Consider the following 18,235-nt stretch of genomic DNA (forward strand, 5'->3'; position numbering starts at 1 on the left):
GCTAATTTAAAATATATCTACTGTGGGCTACTCAATTACCATTAGGCTGCGATATTCGTCGTAGGCAAATTGATCGGTCATGCCGCTTATATAATCTTGAATTAACCGGCAGCGGTAATAAAACTCATAGGCGGTAAAGTGATCAGGCTCTTCTTGCATTGCATCTATGGCGTGCTGATAGCTGTTTAAGTGCTTTTTAGAAAGCTTTTTAACCAGTCGCGATTCTATTAATAAGCGTGAATCGCCATTGAGCGCTCGTTTAAAATCGTCACTGCTTAATAATAGCAGTGGTTTGTAGCAATCGAGCAGGCCGTTAATAATGCGGTAGCCTTGTAGTTCGAGTTTTTCTACTTCTTTGTTTGAAAGTACATATTCAAGCGCCACTTGTTTAAGGGTTATGGTGAGTGCGTGTAAATAGCTGCGATCCTCAAGTAGTGCTTGGTTAAAATCGCCATGATAAATGGGTTCTATGTGTTTAATAAAGCGTTTAGCCGCATGATTAACTAACGGATGCAGCAGCGCTACGCGTAAGTATATAAAAAATTCACTATTAAAATTATAAGGTTGTGCGTTGGCACGCTCAAGTGCGTAGTCTACGGCTTTATTTACAAAGTCTTGATGTTGGCTGTCGTCGATAGTGAGGTTTATAAGTACTTTTGTATAATGACTTTTAAGCTTTTGGCATAATAGTTCGGTGCTTATTATGTCTTTTTCTACGGCGTCTTCTATATCGGCTAGGCAATAGGAAATATCATCGGCGGCTTCCATAATATAACTTGCAGGGTGGCGGCAATACGGCTGAATTTCAAGCGCAGTTTGCAGTGCTTCTACAAAGTTTTTTTCGCTGTAGTAGTAACCGACCTTTTTCATTAAATAGTTTTTGTTTTGTGGTATCTCTTTTTTATCGAGCCCGGCAGGGCGGGTATATTTTAAAATACCGGCACTTTGGCTGTAGGTTAAATTAAGTAATTGTAATGAGTGAATAATACGTATGCCTTGGGCATTGCCTTCAAAGCTGCAAATGTCGTGTGCTAGGCTTTTAAAAACAACCCCAATACCAGAGTTAGGCTGTTTACAGCGCTCGGGGGTTACACTTGCTAAATTATTATTAAACCAATGGTTTATGGCGGCTTCACCAAAGTGACCAAACGGCGGATTGCCTATATCGTGCATTAGGCAGGCCATTTCAACTAGGCTTTCTAACGGCCGCTCTAGCTCGGTGAGTCCGTAGTCTTGCAGTTGCTGATAACTTAGTGATGCAAAAATACGTTGTACTATAAAGCGCCCTACTTGTTGTACTTCTAACGAGTGAGTAAGGCGAGAACGTACCGCGGCGTTGCGCTCTAATGGAAACACTTGGGTTTTTTGTTGTAGGCGACGAATAGCGGCGCTGTTTATAATTCGGCCCCGATCGCTCTCTAGTGCCATTTGTAAGTTAGCGGTAGTGCGATACATACGTGCGGGGGTTATTTTTTTACTAAAATCGATCATCATCTTGTCCTTTTTTAAGCTGATGACAGGCATAGTTTTAGCGCATCGTCATATGTTTTTCATTAATTTGCTTTAATCTATCAGTTTGTATCTTAAATTAATATATTGCTTTAAGATCGAATTACAAAGCAGGTTTTTAGATGTCAGGTAAAGGTTAGCCAAGTGCGGTGATTGTAGGTAGGCGGGATTTTACCTCGCGCTGTTACTTTGTAGGCGCATAGCTTGCTGGCGCGAAAAGCGTAGCTTTTAATTTTTAGCGCTTTGGTAGAGATGAGCCAAACGCGCTCATTTGCACACATATTTTATAAATAAACATTATGTTAAACAGGGTATTAAAATGAAACAGTGGATTGTAAAGGCAATATCGGTTTGCCTTTTATTAGGGATGAGTAATGCGTTTGCCGCAAAAGAGCAAACGGTAGTACTTATATCAATTGATGGTATGCGCTGGGATTATATAGAAAAACATGGTGCGCCTAATTTAAAAGCAATGGGTGAGCGCGGTGTAAGAGCGCAAAAGTTGATTCCGGTTTATCCTACCAAAACGTTTCCTAACCATCTTTCAATTATTACCGGCTTACTCCCTGTTAATCATGGCATTGTTGACAATAGATTTTGTGATAAAGCCCGTAATAATGAATGCTATAGCATGGGCAAAGGCTTTACCGATAGTACTTGGGTTAGCGGTACGCCGTTGTGGAACTTGGCTAAAATGCAGGGACTTAAATCGGCAGTTTATTTTTGGCCTGAGTCGGATGCGCGTTTTAACGGCATGGCCCCTGACTACTATTTTCATTACTCGCAGCATAGTGACTATCAAGACCGGGTTGATCAAATAGTGCAGTGGTTAAGTTTACCTAAAGCGCAGCGCCCACGTTTTGTTGCAGGTTATTTTTCATTGGTAGATAGCATGGGGCATAAATATGGGCCCGATGCGATGCAAACGCGCGATGCAGTTAAACAACTCGATGAGTTAATGGGGCAATTACAAGCGCGTTTAAGCAAATTAGATCAAGAAGTAAACTTAGTGATAGTGTCGGATCATGGTATGGCGCAGCTTGATCCAGCTAAAAGTATATTAGTTAGTAGTTTACCTAAAGATGACAACTTTTTAGTAAAAAATACCGGCCCGCGGTTACTTATTTATACAAAACCTGAGGCAGTTAATGCCGATATTGAGGGCTATAAAGCGCGTTTACAACAAGCAGCTAAAGGGCGTTATACGGTATTAACGGCTGAGCAGTTAGCGGGCTATCATTATAATAAAGGCACCCGTGTAGGCGATATTGTAGTGCAAACAACGGCACCAGCAATATTTGCTAGTTCAGAAAAAGCAGGCCCTATAGGCACCCACGGTTATGCTTATACCGATGATATGGCAGCAACCTTTTTAGCTGTTGGCCCTGCGTTTAAAAAGGGTATGAGTATTGAGCAAGTTAATAACTTAGATATTTATCCGGTATTGGCAAAAATAATGGGGCTAAAGTTACTTAGTAAAACCGACGGCGACGGTAAAAGCTTAATGCCCGCTGTGCAGCGAAAAATGATAGTGCATTAATCTGTAGTCTAAAAAATAACAGCTTAGGCTGTAAACTACATAATACCTAAGCGGCTAATTAGCCGCTTTTTTATGCCTGTAAACTGACATGACTATTTTTCACTCAAATTAGACCTCTTGCTAATTGCAAAGTATTTAACTGCCACGTATGTTAAAAATATAACAATAATAAATAGAGAAACTTATGGCAGGGATTGATCAGTTAGTTAGCCGTGTAATGGCAGGGTTGGTGGCCGTTATTATTGGCTTTACCAGCTCAGTAGCACTGATTTACCAGGTGGTTATTGTGCTTGGTGGCACGCCTGAGTTAGTAGCCAGCTGGATTTTAATGCTGGGCTTAGTAATGGGCAGCACCTCTATTATTTTATCGTATTATTATAAAGTGCCTATATTAATTGCGTGGTCGACTACAGGGGCTGCACTGCTAATTTCTACCGCCGATGGCTATAACCTAAATGAGGCCGTAGGGGCATTTATGCTCTGTGCACTATTGGTATTTTTATCGGGAGTGACGGGCTGGTTTGAAAAAGTTATGAACCGTATTCCCAGTGAGCTTGCCTGTGCCATGCTTGCGGGCGTATTAGTTACTTTTGGCATTGACGTATTTAACTTTATGAACGAATTACCGTTAATGATTGGCTTAATGGTATTAGTTTACTGCATAGGTAAACGTTACTTTGCACGTTTTACTATGTTAAGCGTACTAATAACCGGCGTATTACTGGCGTGGAATATGGGCCATATTGATACCAGCAACTTGCAATGGCAAGCTAGTAGTTTTGCTTATATAGCCCCAAGTTTTAACTTTCAGGCATTTATTAGTATTAGTATTCCTTTATATATAGTAACCATGACCTCACAAAACTTACCCGGTATTGCAGTACTAAAAGCCCATAATTATAAAGCGCCAATTTCGGCGTCACTTAATGTAACGGGTTTTATTAATTTAGTAACAGCGCCATTTGGCACCTATTCAATTAATTTAGCTGCCATAACAGCCGCCATTTGTATGAGTGAAGATGCAGATAAAAACCCCGATAAACGTTATTGGGCGAGCATAGCCGGTGGCGTTTTTTATATTATTATGGCGCTGTGCGCAGCAACATTAGTGGCCGTAGTGGCCAGCTTACCGCAAGCATTAATTTTAGCCTTAGCGGGTATTGCATTATTTGGCACTATTGCTTCAAGCCTGCAGCAAGCACTGCATAGCTCACAATATAGCGAAGCCGCCATAATTACATTTTTAGTCACCGCGTCAGATTTAACTCTGTGGTCGGTAGGCTCAGCTTGCTGGGGAATTATAGCCGGCGTATTAACGTTATTTATTATCCGTAAGGGTTAAAAGTAGGTTGTAGGGAAGCGATTAGGCGCTAGGTTTTAGGCGTATAAAAATTAAAAAACTCACCACTGGGTGCTACTCCTTTGTGGTGAGTTTTCACTTTCACCCGTGCACAAGGCACTAAGCAGACAAAAGGTTTTTTACTAAAGGTGCGATTAAGCTACAGCTACAGCAAACCGATCTTAGTCAGTTAATACCTAAAGCCTGATACCTAAAGCCTGATACCTAAACCTGCTCTTTTACTGCCTTTAAAGCATTGGTTTTAATATATCAAACATGGCGTCTATGTGATCGTCTCGCTCGTTTAGTGCAGCAATGTAACGGTATTTTTCACCGCCGGCATGTTCAAAAATTTCACGGTTTTCGCCCTCTAACTCCTCGAGGGTTTCTAAGCAGTCAGCACTAAACGCGGGGCTAATTATGGCAATATCTTTAATGCCTTGTGCAGGAAAGCTTTCAAGGGTAGCGTCGGTGTAAGGCTTTAACCATTCTGCTTTACCAAAGCGGCTTTGAAAGGTACTTATTACTTGGTCTTTATCAAGGCCAAGCTTTTCGATTACTAAACGTGTGGTTTGTAGGCATAAACAGTGATACGGATCGCCTCGTTCTAAAAATAGTTTAGGCATACCATGGTACGAAAAAACGAGTTTTTGTGGCATACCATTGGCTGCTAAATCTTCGCTAATACTGTTGGCTAACGACTCTATATAACGCGTGTTTTTGTGATAGCCGTTTATAAAATGCAGCTCAGGAACCCAGCGCCATTTACGCAGCACGTTTGATACCGCGTCAAAGGTTGAGCCTGTAGTTGGGCTTGAATATTGTGGGTATAACGGTAATACAATTATGCGCGTAAGGCCTTTATCGCGAAGTTGTTCCAACCCAGCTTCAATTGAAGGATTGCCGTAACGCATAGCCATAACCACTTCGGTATTGGTATAGCCATGCTCTTTTAATAGCGCATTTAATTTTAGGCTTTGCTGGCGAGTAATATGGGTAAGTGGTGAGCCGTTTTCGGTCCATATACTTTCATAAAGCTTGGCAGAGCGTTTTGGGCGAATACGTAAAATAATACCATGGAGAATAATCATCCATACAAAACGTGGTATTTCTACAATACGTGGATCTGATAAAAACTCACGTAAATAAGTACGCAAAGCACTTGCTGTTGGCGCATCAGGGCTGCCTAAATTGGTGAGTAATATGCCTGTTTTTTGATTGAAACGCCCATCATGGGGATTATCGGTAACGGCAGAAAATCGCGACACGTTATGCTCCTTCAAGCAAAATATTCAGAAATAACTATTAAGGCATAGTGTAACGAAAAAAAGCACTGTTTAGATCAATCATTTAGTTGTTTTAATTATAATTTTAAAAAATCAGCACGATTAGATACTTTGAGGTTATTACTTTTTATATAAAAACTAAAAAACCTGCCATTTTAGTGCACTGTAAACACCAGGTTACAGTGCTGTAAAGCTAAGTAACCATGGTTTGGCTGTAAAATGAGCAGTCAGTGAGTTGAAGGCCAGTGTAAATAATACGTTAACTTTTTAATATTTAAAATAAAATGCCGAATTGCTGGTATTTTAATCTATTAAAGGTGTTAATTTTCTATTTTAGAAGTTATTTGCATACATAGACTAATTATTTATGCGTTTTAGTATCTTTTTATTTATATATGTTGCTAGGATGTTGGCAGCAAGGTTTGTATGTAACAACCTTTCATAAATTATAAGAACACACAAAACAGGGTCGTCACTATGTCAACATATCGTTTAAACACACTCGCTGTTGCCGTTGCTTTTGCTTTTAGTGCACCAAGCATTGTTAACGCACAAGAAGCACCGGTTAAAGCTGTAAAAAATATTGAGCAAATATCAGTATTAGGATCACGCGTATCAAATCGTACTTCTACTGAATCCTCATCTCCTATTGATTTAATTGACGCGGACGATCTAAATAAAGGTGGCTTTACCGAACTTGGGCAAAGCTTACAAGCAACCGCACCTTCATTTAACTTTTCGCGTACGCAAGTATCTGACGGCTCTGATTTATTTAGACCTGCCACTTTACGTGGTTTACAGCCAGATCAAACACTAGTATTAATAAATGGTAAGCGCCGTCATAATCAAGCCATTTTTGGTTTAACAAGTACGGTTGGTGGTGGTTCAGCAGGCACCGATATGAATGCGATTCCGTTAGTTGCTTTAAAAGGTGTTGAAGTACTGCGTGATGGTGCTGCAGCACAGTATGGCTCTGATGCTATTGCAGGGGTTATTAACTTATCGCTTAACAATTCAACTGGCGTTACTACAGGTTATGTACAATATAGCGAAACCGGCGAAGGCGATGGCGAAACAGTATCGGTTGGCTTAAACCGCGGTTTTGATTTAGGCAGCGAAGGTGGGTTCATTAACCTATCACTTGAGCACCGTGATGCCGAGGGTACGAACCGTGCAGAGCGCGATATTGGCGGTTCACTCGATGTAGCACCTGGTACGCTTTCTAAAGATGTACGCTGGAGCCAAGGTAATGCAGAGAGCGAATTTACCTCACTATTTTATAATATGGCACTGCCAGTTGGTGGCGATAATGAACTTTACTCATTTGGTGGCTATTCTGAACGTACCGCTTTAGGTAATGGTTTTTACCGAAACTTTAATGAAGCTGGCAAAAACGTAACTCAAGTATACGCAGATGGTTTTTTACCGCAGATTTTTAACGAAGCACAAGATATTTCACTTGCACTTGGACTTAAAGGCGAAATTAATACCGACTGGGGGTACGATGTATCGGCGGTGTATGGTGAAAACCAATACGACTTTACTTCACGTAACAGCATTAATGCCTCGTATGCGGCAGAGTATGTTGCTAATAACCCAAATGCGAGTGACGCTGATATAGCGGCTAATGCGGGCCCAAGTGGTGGGTATTCAGGTGGTTTCCGTTTTGATCAAACTACAGTTAATGCCGACATTAATGGCATTATAGATATTGGTCGTAGTGAGCCTCTTTATTTGTCGTTTGGCGCAGAGTACCGTAAAGAAAATTACGAAATAGTCCCAGGGGAAGAAGCTTCTTATGCGTGTGGTTTAGCTAATATGGATACCTCGTATCCGTCAGTTAACGATCCTAATCAATTTGCAGAGTGTGGTTTTCAAGCTTATAACGGTTTGCGCCCTGAAGCGTCAAATTCACAAAGCCGCGACAGTTATGCATTTTATGTAGATGCTGAAACCATGATCACCGATGCATGGAACGTAAGTGGTGCACTGCGCTACGAAGATTTCTCGGATGCAGGCGATGATTTAATTGGTAAATTAGCAACGCGTTATGAGTTTAATGATGACTTTGCCGTGCGCGCTGCTGCATCTACAGGCTTTAGAGCACCGTCGTTACAACAAAGTGGCTATACAGCGTTTACCACTAACTTAGGCTCAGACGGCACGTTAAGCCAATCGTTTACAGCAACCACAGGTTCGGCATTTCCTTCTGCTTTAGGGGTTAATAGTTTAGAGCTAGAAACATCTAAAAACTTAAGCGCAGGCTTTGTTTATGATGTAACCAGCGAGCTTTCGTTAACGGTTGATTTTTACCACGTAGAAATTAAAGACCGTATAACGCTAGGTAGTTTATTATCAGCAGATGATGTGGCATTTAGTGCAGAGGCAGTTGCTGCATTACAAGCAACCGGTGCAGTGCAAGCAAACTATTTCTCAAATTCTTTAGATTCAACTACGCAAGGTGTTGATATTATTGCATCTTACCGTACTGAATTGGACGGTGGTAACTTAGGTATTACTTTTGCGGGTAACCTAAACGAAACTAAAATTGATAATGTAAATGCAGCACCTGGTATTCCAAAAAATGTCGCGCTTGATGATATACAAAGCAGCTTTTTAACAGACGGCCAACCAGGTGAGCGTGGTACGTTAACCTTTGATTATGAGCGCGATGCTTATAGTTCAATGATACGCTTTAACTACTTTGGCGAAACCGATGTTAAATACTTTGCTAACGACCATATTTCGTTACCTGGGTTTTTATCACCTACGGGTTCGTTTAAGCCTACCAGCACGGTTGAGTCAGCAGTATTGGTTGATTTAAACGTGACTTACCAAATTAACGATACGTTTGCTGTATCGGTTGGTGCTGATAACGTATTTGACGAAACGCCAGATGAATTAGGTGATGATGAAGTACTTAACTTTATCTCTAATGGCGGATTTAAATACCCATTACGTGCCGTACCTTATGGTTTTGATGGCCGTAGCTACTATGCAAAATTAAGCTTTAGCTTTTAATATTTAATAGCAGCTAAACAGTAACAAGCGCAGTTATTTACTGCGCTTTTTTTTGCCTTAATTTTATACAAATGAGGGCTGTGAAATAGGGGGAAAAGGGGGAGTGATATATTTTTTAAATGGCGCTTTAAATCACTTGTAAGCTTGTAAATTAAGCATACAATCGCCATATCTGAGTAATATACAATCTATTTTATAATTAGTTGGTTTATAGGAAAAATGATGACTAAAAAATCGAAAGCAAAAACGGCTACTAACAGCGCCGTAGATACTGGCCGCGGTGTTATAAGGCACAATGCGTTGGCTGCACTGGTTACTTCTAAGGTGTTTAAACCACAAGTGGTTAAAGCTAAAAAAGGTAAAGGCTCTTTCAAGCGCAGCAACAAACATGCAGGACAAGAGTCCTATTTAATCGCCGCTTAAATAGCTGTGATCAAATAGGGCTTTTAGTTAAAAATTAGGTGTTAGGTAGGTTAAACAAATACTTTAGTTTTCAAAGCTAATTACTACCTAAAGCCTGCTCGCCCCCCAAAATGAAAAAGCGGACTGACAGCCAAAATGGCCGACAGTCCGCTGTTATCAAATATAAGACCCTAGTTATGCTGCTTTAAAACAGTATACTGCAAGTTTGTTACCGTCTAAATCACGAGTATAAGCAGCGTAGGCATTAGGAGCCCAACCGCGAGTACCCGGTGCGCCTTCATCAGGGCAACCTGCTGCTAAAGCCGCTGCATGGAAAGCATCTATTGATGCACGATCAGGTGCTTCAAAGCTAACCATAGTGCCGTTACCCACAGTTGCAGGCTGGCCGTTGGCAGGTTTTAGTACAAAGAAAGACGGTGCGTCTACGCCCCAAATTGAACCATTGTCATCTAAATCTGCAATACGCTTAAGACCAATAATACTTAATACGTTGTCGTAAAAGGCGCGAGCCTTGTTTAAATCGTTTGTGCCTACTGTTGTATGTGTATATATGCTCATAGTGGATTCTCCGAAAATTTAATAAAATTTATTTAGGTGTAAACATGCTATCTGCAGTGCGGTGTGCGGTATATACGGCTTCACCATCACTTTGAGCATCAAATATAACGGTAACATTAGGCGTGAAAAGCACAACGTCGCCTACTTCTGCTACATATTTATTGCCTTGTAAATCGCGCATCACAATTTTGCCTTTAGTGATTACTTTGTATTCTACAAATTCATAAACAAATTCAAATTCAACGCCAGGCTGCATAGCAAAAAAACCAACCGTTAAGCCGTTTGAGTTATCGGTGACTGTCAGCTCAGCCATCTGACTTTTTAAATCTTTAACTTCAAGCAAGCCCGCAAGATCGTTAAGTTTATAAGTGCCCGCTTTAAATAATTGAATGCTTGGCTCTTGAGCAAGTTTAGTGGTAACAGATTGAGTCATTAATGTGATCCTAATATGCTGTACTGAAACATCAGTATCTATAAATTGTGTGTTTTGTTTTAATGCTTAGCGTCAGTGCATTGCTGCTGTTTGACCCATGAGCCGTACTTTACATTGTTTATCACAAATGATAACCGGCATAAAAATCAAATGACTTTTACCTAGCAGTAACAATGTAGAAAAATTAAAGGTGGGGGAATAAATAGGTTAACGCTAATAAATTAAATATCAGCAAAGGCTCGCCAAGTAAGATATTGGTAATGGTAGGTAGGAATTTATTGGTGTGTGTTTGTGGTTACCAGCACACCAAACTGCGGAGCGGGCAGGCGGTGCGCGGCAGAGCTAGCATGAAATTAAAGCTTAATAACAAAAAGCACGATGTAAAAATCGCACTTACAAGTAAACCCAAACACCGAGCTTGGCTAATCTTTACCTAAAACTTGAGACCTAAAGCCAGTACTTTCCCTTAAATTTTTGTTGTTGAATCTCGTACTAAAAGTTCGGGAGTGTAGTGGCATAGTTAATTTAGCCATCTATTAAGAAACAAGTATTATGCTAATACGCATACAGTTTTAGCTTATATAGCGCGATATAAAATTGCAGTTAAGCAAGCCTAAATACAAGGTTTGCTTAATTTTTACCTGAGCGCTGTTTTATTTTAACCTCGTTACTTTTACTTTAATTTTACCGGCGTTAGCGCCATAAAATCGGCTTAAGTCGTTGGCAAATGGAGTAAATTCACCTGATTGCACCATTTTAACATCTGCGCCGTCGGCTATTGCAAATAAGTTCTTGTCACTTTTATTAATAGCGCCAATTAACGAAAACCACTGTGCATTTGGCAGTCGTCTAAATGGCTCGAGCAATGCCATAGAGATTTCTTTTACGCCAAGTTGCACGTCATCGCGATGCCAGCCAAGCGCAGTACATTTTATACCGTCGTCAAACCAATACTGATCAGGGTAAGGGGTAAAGCGATACGTTGCGCCTTGCTCTAGCATTAAACCAGTGGCGTTGTAGGCTTCACTGGCAAATACCACCACATCTTGGCTTTGCTTTACTGCCAGTACGCTCATATTTTGGTTAGCAAGCATAATATGTGCACTTAACCCGGTAAAACTAAGTTGGGTATTATCGTTATAGATTATTTTATAAGGCAGGTTTTTAAGTGACTCTGGGCGGTAACTGGTGAGTTTGTTAATGCGTTCGGCCACGCTGTGGTGCACTAATGGCTCAAGAGGACTTGGTTCGTTATCTATCAGTACATAGCATTCTCTATCTACTAGTTTAAAAAATGGGTTAAACCAAAAATAATTTTGCTGATGGCTTAATGCCAACGGGTCGGGTGTAATTGTTATATCGTCTTGCGCGATTACTTTATTGTTAGGAAGTAAGGCTGCATAGTCAATATCGTGACTGGTCAAAAAGGTGATATTTAACGGCTGCGAGATTAACCACTCTATTGCATAGCGCAAGCAAATATCGGCTAAACCATCGCGATAGTAACCGCCACCAATATCAGAATGCGCACCAGCAAACCACAATTCGGTAATGTTGCTTTGTTGGTTCATTAGTGTGGGTTCAAACGCGCGACGCTTTTCATCCAGGGCTACAAAATGTAAGGCTTGAGTAACATTACTTGCTATGGTGTGGTTTTCAAAAATTACATGCTCTGCGCCACGGGTCGCTTTGGTTATTTTTGATAAACCAATAGAGGCAATAGTGTCAAATACACACAGGTATACTTGCTCACTTATTAATGGTTCTAATAATTTTGCTAAGCGCCTAGCGAGTGCAGCGCCTCGGCTAAAACCAGTTAATAAGACAATGTCGCCTAGCTTATAATGGCTTTTAAAATCACTTAGGGCTTGTTTTAAAATGCTAGCTACATCGTCGTTACGTGGTGCGAGTGTTTGATTTAAAAAACGTTTTAAGCGGCTGCCTTTAGTACCAATACCTTGATAATAAAAACTAAGTTGATTGGTTAATTTAGTATTAGGAGAGTTATTAAGTTGTCCGCCAGCGAGTAAGTGTAGTTTAAGAATATTAGAAATACTGCTGTCTTCTTTAAAATGATCAGCACTAAACTGCTCGGCGTCTCTAGGCTCAGCACCGGTGCCATCAAAGTTAAAAATGAGTGTTTTAGCCGTCATTGCATATTACCTCCTAAGCTTTTTTACTTTATACCCAAAGCAAGCCTTTGAAATGCTGAACTTTGCATTTTGAGATGGTTTGGATATATAACGTAAAAGTGTTAAATATTAATGACAGCGGTAATAAATTCACCGCTGTGGTGTTTAAACTCTGCAAAACTTTAATGTAACTTCATTTTAGGGCGTACCACGCGCAGTATTTTTTCGCTGATCCACAAGGCAAAGGTTTTTGCACTGCCGTGAATGGCGCGTTGATGCATGCGATAGAGCGAAATATACATAAAGCGGGCAATTTTACCTTCAATAAAAAAGCTATTACTGGTGAGATTACCCATTAAATTACCAACTGTACTGTAGCGAGACAGATTAACTAAAGAGCCGTGATCGCTGTACTTAAAGCCACTCAATGGTTGCTGTTTTAATGTGGCTATAAGATTTTTTTCAACACATTGCGCCATTTGATGCGCCGATTGCGCCCGCGGTGGCACTTGTTTGCCGTCGGCTTGGGTAAAGGCGCAGCAATCGCCCAATACAAAAATGCTGTCATCAACCGTGCTTTGTAAAAATTGGTTTACTTGAATTTGATTGCTGCGAGTGAGCTCAAAAATACCTAGGTCTTTAATAAAATCAGGAGCTTTTACTCCTGCAGCCCAAAGCATAATATCGGCATTAATGTGCTCATCGTCTTTGGTAATGAAGCCGTGCTCGGTGGCCTCTTTTACTTGCGTTTGTTCGCGTACATTAACCCCTAATTTTAGCAGCTCGCGCTTGGCACTAACGGCAATGCGCTCGGGAAGTGCGGGTAAAATGCGTGGCCCGGCTTCAATTAAATGAATATGTAAACGTTTGGACGACATATTAGTTAAGCCGTATAGCTTTAATAACTCAGAAACATGATACAACTCAGCCGAGAGTTCTACACCGGTTGCGCCGCCGCCCACAATGGCAATGTTTAAAGATTGTTGTTGATTGTCGTCTTGGTGCAGGCGGGTAAAGCTGTCGAGTAACGAGTGCTGAAAGCGCTCTGCTTGCTGATTAGAATCTAAAAAATAGCAATGCTCTTTTATACCAGGGGTATTAAAGTCGTTACTTACGCTGCCTATGGCAATAACAAGATGGTCGTAGCGCACGTTGCGCTCGGGTAAAATAGTGTGGCCTAATTCGTCATAAAGTGGTGCGAGGGTAATGGTTTTATTGCTTTGGTCAATATTACAAAATGTACCAAGCTGAAAGCGATAATGATGTTTAGCAGCATGAGCGCTGTACACTACGCCATCTAAATCTGGGTCAATAGAACCGGTCGCTACTTCGTGCAGTAACGGCTTCCATATGTGGGTGCGGTTTTTATCTATGAGTAGTATGTCTGCGTGTTTTTTCTTTCCTAGTTTATGTCCTAGTTGGGTTGCAAGCTCTAATCCGCCAGCCCCACCGCCAATAACGACGACTTTAGGTGTGGTAATATTCATAACGCTGCCTTTAAAAATAATATACCCAAATAATCTATGTAGAATTATTTTTTTGAGGTTACTTGGGTATGAATCAAGTTATTTTGGCAAAGGCTAAACTCGTTATTTATATGGCTATATTCTGCGCCTAAATAAAGGATGTGTCAGCAAAAAATAATGAATAAGTTATACTCACACTTTTAAAGCTAAATAGTGTGTATTTTTATACTTACTTAGGTTTTACCGTGTAGGAATATTTTTCCTTTTGAGGGAAATATTTAAACAGGATATTTTATGACCCCTTCATTAATTCAATCACTTGAGCAACACTTTGGCTTTAATCAGTTTAGAGGCGGGCAGCAGCAAACCATAGAGCAGCTGTTAAATGGGCAATCGTCGTTGGCTATATTTCCCACCGGCTCGGGTAAGTCTTTGTGTTATCAATTAACCGCGTTGCATTTACCACATTTAACCTTAGTGGTGTCGCCATTATTGGCATTGATGAAAGATCAAATTAGCTTTTTAAACAGCAAAGGTATTTATGCTGCCAGCCTTGATTCGAGCCAAGACCAAATGCAAAGCAGCACAGTAATGAACGATGTTCGCAGCGGTAAAGTTAAAGTGTTAATGGTGTCGGTTGAACGCTTTAAGAACGAGCGTTTTAGAGAGTTTATTAACCAAATAGCAGTGTCTATGTTGGTTGTTGACGAAGCGCACTGTATTTCTGAGTGGGGACACAACTTTAGACCCGACTACTTAAAACTACCACGCTACCGTGAAGAGCTTAATATTCCGCTGGTATTATTATTAACCGCCACCGCGACTAAAAAAGTAAAGCGCGATATGGCCGAGCGCTTTGCCATTGCCCCAGAGTGCATTGTACAAACCGGTTTTTACCGCGCTAATTTAGACTTAAGTGTGCTGAGTGTAAAAACGGCGGATAAAAATACCGAGCTTGCTAACATTATTAGCGCACAAAATGGCCCAGGTATTGTGTATGTTACCTTGCAGCAAAGTGCCGAACAAGTGGCTAATATGCTAAGCAATCAAGGGCTGCAAGCGGTGGCGTATCATGCTGGGCTTGAAGATACACTTAGATGGCAAATTCAAGATGACTTTATGGGTGGTAAAATTAATGTAGTAGTGGCTACGATTGCTTTTGGAATGGGCGTAGATAAAGCCGATATTCGCTTTGTTATTCATTACGACTTACCTAAATCGATTGAAAACTACAGCCAAGAAATAGGCCGAGCAGGGCGCGATGGTAACCCGTCACAGTGTTTTACCTTAGCCAACCTTGATGGGTTAAATACAGTAGAGAACTTTGTGTATGGCGACACCCCAGAGCTAAGCGGTATTGAGCATGTAATTAACGATATTCGCCAGCACCACAGCTCGCAGCAGCAATGGGAAATGCAAGAATATAGCCTTTCAAGCGACAGTAATATTAGGCAACTTGCGCTTAAAACTTTGTTAGTACAGCTAGAAATGCAAGGTGCAATTACGCCGCAATACGCTTACTACGCCGATTTTAAATATAAGTTTTTGGTTGATAAAAACGAGTTGCTAGGCCAGTTTGATGAGCAGCGCCAAGCATTTTTAACGCAAATATTTAGCCATACCGATTTTAAAAAAGTATGGGGCACGCTTAATTTTGATAGCCTGACACAAGCCGCGCAAGTCGATCGAAAACGAGTGGTTGCGGCGCTTGACTACTTAGCCGAAAAACAGCTTATTACCCTAGAAACCAAACGTATTACCCAAGTGTATAAAGTGCATAGTGAGGTGATAAACAACCCTGAACTTGCGCAGCAACTGCATGATTATTTTACCGATAAAGAACAAGCCGAAATAAAACGTATAGCTGCATTGGTACGCTTTTTTGAGTTGCAAAGCTGTTTAAGCTACAACCTTGCCCGTTATTTTGACGATCAAAATGCGCCCCAGCAATGCGGCCATTGCTCAGTATGCAGAGGCCACAGTGTTAAGCTTGAATATTCAGTGCAAGCAGATGTTGTTGATGAGAGTGTAATTTATCAAAAAGTAGATGAGTTTTTACAGCACCTAGCCAGTAAAGGCTTTAATAACGTAGGTATAGAAACCCAATGTCGCTTTTTAGCGGGCATGAGCGTGCCTTTATTTGCACGCAATAAAGTGCGCCAATTGAGTGGTTTTGCGCTGTGTGAAGCGATGCGCTACAGTGATATTAAAGCGAAATTACTGGCGCGTCAGCTAGCATAATATTAGCTAAATTTAACCTAGTTAGCCTTTAAAATAGCCCCTAGAGATAGATTTACTCTGCCGATTTGAGCTTAGTTGGTGTATCCTAGTGGCTTACTTTATTTTATTAAGCCACTATGCCTCAAATTGTTATTCCGGTTAAAAACCTCACCACCACCCCAGAGCCTGTTACGTGTGCTAATTGCCAAGCCTGTTGCTGCCAATTAGAAGTACGCATAGTGACAGATACCGGTGTGCCATTTCATTATATTGAATACGATAAATGGGGCAGCGAAGTAATGAAACGTGCCGATGATGGCTGGTGCCAAGCCCTCGATCGCAACACACTCATGTGTTCTATTTACGAAAACCGCCCGTTAGTGTGTCGCGAATTTGAAATGGCGTCGGATGAGTGTATTACCGAGCGCGAGCTAGGCGGAATTTAAATTATTACAGCAAACGTAAAAAGGGCCCAAGGCCCTTTTTAAATGTGTACTAATTTAATGTAATTGGTATAACTATAAAACTAATACCAGCCGATTATTAATCGTATTTAGCTTCAAGCTCTTGTGCGGTATGAAATTTTTCATGGCTTTGTAATTGCTCATCGTACTTAACTAGGTTTTTAAAGTGCGCTAGTTGACCTGAGTTTTTAACAATTTCGACAATAAACGACATCATAAAATCGGCGCCGGTTAGGGTGTCGCCTACTAAGTAACGTTTGCCTGCTAGGCGATCGTTAAAGTAGCTTATTACTTTAGCTGTTTCGGCGTCGGCGTAACCTTCTAAAAACTGGGTTTTAGCGCCATCTTTTAATACAAACATTTTAAGCAGCAGCGGTAAAATAGCTGAGCTTTCGGCAAAGTGTAGCCATTGCTGATAATCAACATAATCGCTAGTGCCTGCTTTAGGTGCAAACTTTCCGTTACCGTATTTAGTAATGAGGTAATCGGTAATTGCGCCCGACTCGGCAACAATAATCCCATCATCTTCTATCACCGGCGACTTACCAAGCTGATGAATATGTTTAAGTTCATCTGGGGCTAAAAAAGAGTCTTTATTACGTTGGTAAGCAACTATTTCATAATCTACGGCTAATTCTTCTAGTAACCAGATAATACGTTTTGAGCGTGATTTATTTAAATGATGTAGCTTGATCATAGTAATCCTTGTTGCGTTGCTACTTTATATAGACAGCAACGCATTAAATTTAAAGTGGGCTGTTAATTTTAACTACGGTTTTACCGAAGTTTTTTCCGCTGATCATATCGTTAAAGGCAGTAATGGTATTTTCGATGCCTTCTACCATATGTTCGCGGTATTGAATTTTTCCATCTTGTAGCCATTGCTGCATAGCGGTTGCAAACTCATCATAACGATGGCCATAATCGTCAAAAATAATAAAGCCTTGCATTTTAATACGCTTAGAGAGTATTTGCCCCATTAGCATACCCAAACGATCAGGGCCTTCTGGTAAGCTAGTTGTGTTATACTGCGACACTAAACCACACACAGGTACGCGTGCTGATGTATTGAGAAGTGGCAATACGGCGTCGAATACCTTTCCGCCCACATTTTCATAATAAACATCAATACCGTTATCACAGGCTTGTTCAAGTTGCTGTGCAAAATTATCTGCTTTGTGATCAATACAGGCATCAAAACCTAATACTTCTACTGCGTGCTTACATTTTTCACTGCCACCGGCAACGCCGACGACTCTACAGCCTTTAATTTTTGCAATTTGGCCAACGGTAGCGCCCACAGGGCCTGTTGCTGCAGCAACGACCACGGTTTCACCTGCTTTAGGTGCACCAATATCAAGTAATCCCATATAAGCGGTAAAGCCCGGCATTCCCATAATACCTAGTGCATACGAAGGATTAGCAGGCTCTTTGCCTAATTGCATTAACCCTTCGCCGTTGCTAATAGCGTAGTCTTGCCAACCAGTGTAAGCCAATACCCATTCGCCTTCGCTAAAGGAGTCGTTTTTAGACTCTTGAACTTGGCATACAGTTGCCCCAACCATCACGTCGCCAACATTTACTGGGTCGGCATACGATTTAGCGTCGCTCATGCGGCCACGCATGTAAGGGTCAAGGGATAAGTAAATGGTACGCAGTAATACTTCACCATTTTTTAATGGCGGCAGCTCTAGTGTTTTTAATGCAAAGTTTTCATCGGTAGGAGCACCGTGTGGGCGTGATGCTAACGTGAGTTGTCGACTGGTTACTGACATATAAAATCTCCAATAGATGAGTGAACTACTTTGATCTGAATGTTTTAGTTTGTGTTTAAAGCAAAGTTG

At 40.9% G+C, this 18,235-nt stretch carries 14 protein-coding genes; 6 read left to right on the forward strand and 8 right to left on the reverse strand.

What is annotated here, in order from left to right; all coding sequences use genetic code 11:
* Positions 1-27: 27 nt before the first annotated feature.
* Entirely contained in the window at positions 28-1,494 is a 1,467-nt protein-coding gene (gene dgt, locus I6F41_RS04530; RefSeq protein ID WP_197107772.1) for a dGTPase, read from the reverse strand.
* Between the two features lie 334 nt (positions 1,495-1,828).
* Here dgt and I6F41_RS04535 point away from each other — a divergent pair, with 334 nt between their 5' ends.
* The gene (locus tag I6F41_RS04535; protein ID WP_182684225.1) at positions 1,829-3,049 is read left to right on the forward strand and encodes an alkaline phosphatase family protein; all 1,221 of its coding nucleotides are present in this window, start codon (positions 1,829-1,831) and stop codon (positions 3,047-3,049) included.
* A gap of 184 nt (positions 3,050-3,233) precedes the next feature.
* Entirely contained in the window at positions 3,234-4,391 is a 1,158-nt protein-coding gene (locus I6F41_RS04540; protein WP_089369059.1) for a benzoate/H(+) symporter BenE family transporter, read from the forward strand.
* A gap of 245 nt (positions 4,392-4,636) precedes the next feature.
* On the opposite strand, the gene hemH is transcribed toward I6F41_RS04540, so the two are convergent.
* On the reverse strand, positions 4,637-5,656 hold the full coding sequence (hemH, locus tag I6F41_RS04545) for a ferrochelatase (protein WP_011329752.1): 1,020 nt from the start codon (positions 5,654-5,656) through the stop codon (positions 4,637-4,639).
* A gap of 495 nt (positions 5,657-6,151) precedes the next feature.
* Here hemH and I6F41_RS04550 point away from each other — a divergent pair, with 495 nt between their 5' ends.
* Both I6F41_RS04550 and arfA read left to right on the forward strand, forming a co-directional pair.
* Positions 6,152-8,695 (forward strand): TonB-dependent receptor plug domain-containing protein, encoded by a 2,544-nt coding sequence (locus I6F41_RS04550; protein WP_011329753.1) that lies wholly within the window; start codon positions 6,152-6,154, stop codon positions 8,693-8,695.
* A 222-nt stretch (positions 8,696-8,917) separates the two neighbouring features.
* Positions 8,918-9,118: a ribosome alternative rescue factor ArfA gene (arfA, locus tag I6F41_RS04555; protein WP_011329754.1), complete on the forward strand. Its 201-nt coding sequence runs from the start codon at positions 8,918-8,920 to the stop codon at positions 9,116-9,118.
* Positions 9,119-9,292: 174 nt separating this feature from the next.
* Here the strand turns inward: arfA and I6F41_RS04560 are convergent, their stop codons facing one another.
* The 4 genes from I6F41_RS04560 to I6F41_RS04575 form a co-directional block, all read right to left on the reverse strand.
* Complete coding sequence (locus I6F41_RS04560; protein WP_011329755.1) at positions 9,293-9,676, reverse strand: VOC family protein; 384 nt, start codon at positions 9,674-9,676, stop codon at positions 9,293-9,295.
* 28 nt (positions 9,677-9,704) lie between these two features.
* Positions 9,705-10,109: a hypothetical protein gene (locus I6F41_RS04565; protein ID WP_011329756.1), complete on the reverse strand. Its 405-nt coding sequence runs from the start codon at positions 10,107-10,109 to the stop codon at positions 9,705-9,707.
* Positions 10,110-10,762: 653 nt separating this feature from the next.
* Positions 10,763-12,262, reverse strand: coding sequence for a phospholipase effector Tle1 domain-containing protein (locus I6F41_RS04570; RefSeq protein WP_182684228.1), 1,500 nt, complete (start codon positions 12,260-12,262; stop codon positions 10,763-10,765).
* A 161-nt stretch (positions 12,263-12,423) separates the two neighbouring features.
* The gene (locus I6F41_RS04575; RefSeq protein ID WP_182684229.1) at positions 12,424-13,728 is read right to left on the reverse strand and encodes an NAD(P)/FAD-dependent oxidoreductase; all 1,305 of its coding nucleotides are present in this window, start codon (positions 13,726-13,728) and stop codon (positions 12,424-12,426) included.
* 273 nt (positions 13,729-14,001) lie between these two features.
* Here I6F41_RS04575 and I6F41_RS04580 point away from each other — a divergent pair, with 273 nt between their 5' ends.
* Both I6F41_RS04580 and I6F41_RS04585 read left to right on the forward strand, forming a co-directional pair.
* The gene (locus tag I6F41_RS04580; RefSeq protein WP_197107774.1) at positions 14,002-15,948 is read left to right on the forward strand and encodes a RecQ family ATP-dependent DNA helicase; all 1,947 of its coding nucleotides are present in this window, start codon (positions 14,002-14,004) and stop codon (positions 15,946-15,948) included.
* Positions 15,949-16,064: 116 nt separating this feature from the next.
* Positions 16,065-16,373 (forward strand): YkgJ family cysteine cluster protein, encoded by a 309-nt coding sequence (locus I6F41_RS04585; RefSeq protein ID WP_176359701.1) that lies wholly within the window; start codon positions 16,065-16,067, stop codon positions 16,371-16,373.
* A gap of 97 nt (positions 16,374-16,470) precedes the next feature.
* Here the strand turns inward: I6F41_RS04585 and I6F41_RS04590 are convergent, their stop codons facing one another.
* Entirely contained in the window at positions 16,471-17,088 is a 618-nt protein-coding gene (locus I6F41_RS04590; protein ID WP_197107776.1) for a glutathione S-transferase family protein, read from the reverse strand.
* A gap of 49 nt (positions 17,089-17,137) precedes the next feature.
* A complete protein-coding gene (locus I6F41_RS04595; RefSeq protein ID WP_197107778.1) occupies positions 17,138-18,166 on the reverse strand; it encodes an NADP-dependent oxidoreductase in 1,029 nt (342 codons plus the stop codon).
* Positions 18,167-18,235 lie beyond the last annotated feature (69 nt).

Source organism: Pseudoalteromonas sp. SCQQ13 (assembly GCF_015864415.1).
GTDB classification, from domain to species: Bacteria; Pseudomonadota; Gammaproteobacteria; order Enterobacterales; family Alteromonadaceae; genus Pseudoalteromonas; species Pseudoalteromonas nigrifaciens.

Excerpts from the sequence above, each read along its gene's own strand:
- I6F41_RS04570 (WP_182684228.1), bottom strand. The coding sequence starts at position 12,262 with ATGACGGCTAAAACACTCATTTTTAACTTTGATGGCACCGGTGCTGAG.
- I6F41_RS04580 (WP_197107774.1), top strand. The coding sequence starts at position 14,002 with ATGACCCCTTCATTAATTCAATCACTTGAGCAACACTTTGGCTTTAAT.
- I6F41_RS04575 (WP_182684229.1), bottom strand. The coding sequence starts at position 13,728 with ATGAATATTACCACACCTAAAGTCGTCGTTATTGGCGGTGGGGCTGGC.
- I6F41_RS04590 (WP_197107776.1), bottom strand. The coding sequence starts at position 17,088 with ATGATCAAGCTACATCATTTAAATAAATCACGCTCAAAACGTATTATC.
- I6F41_RS04535 (WP_182684225.1), top strand. The coding sequence starts at position 1,829 with ATGAAACAGTGGATTGTAAAGGCAATATCGGTTTGCCTTTTATTAGGG.
- arfA (WP_011329754.1), top strand. The coding sequence starts at position 8,918 with ATGACTAAAAAATCGAAAGCAAAAACGGCTACTAACAGCGCCGTAGAT.
- I6F41_RS04585 (WP_176359701.1), top strand. The coding sequence starts at position 16,065 with ATGCCTCAAATTGTTATTCCGGTTAAAAACCTCACCACCACCCCAGAG.
- I6F41_RS04565 (WP_011329756.1), bottom strand. The coding sequence starts at position 10,109 with ATGACTCAATCTGTTACCACTAAACTTGCTCAAGAGCCAAGCATTCAA.
- I6F41_RS04540 (WP_089369059.1), top strand. The coding sequence starts at position 3,234 with ATGGCAGGGATTGATCAGTTAGTTAGCCGTGTAATGGCAGGGTTGGTG.
- dgt (WP_197107772.1), bottom strand. The coding sequence starts at position 1,494 with ATGATGATCGATTTTAGTAAAAAAATAACCCCCGCACGTATGTATCGC.
- I6F41_RS04550 (WP_011329753.1), top strand. The coding sequence starts at position 6,152 with ATGTCAACATATCGTTTAAACACACTCGCTGTTGCCGTTGCTTTTGCT.
- I6F41_RS04595 (WP_197107778.1), bottom strand. The coding sequence starts at position 18,166 with ATGTCAGTAACCAGTCGACAACTCACGTTAGCATCACGCCCACACGGT.
- I6F41_RS04560 (WP_011329755.1), bottom strand. The coding sequence starts at position 9,676 with ATGAGCATATATACACATACAACAGTAGGCACAAACGATTTAAACAAG.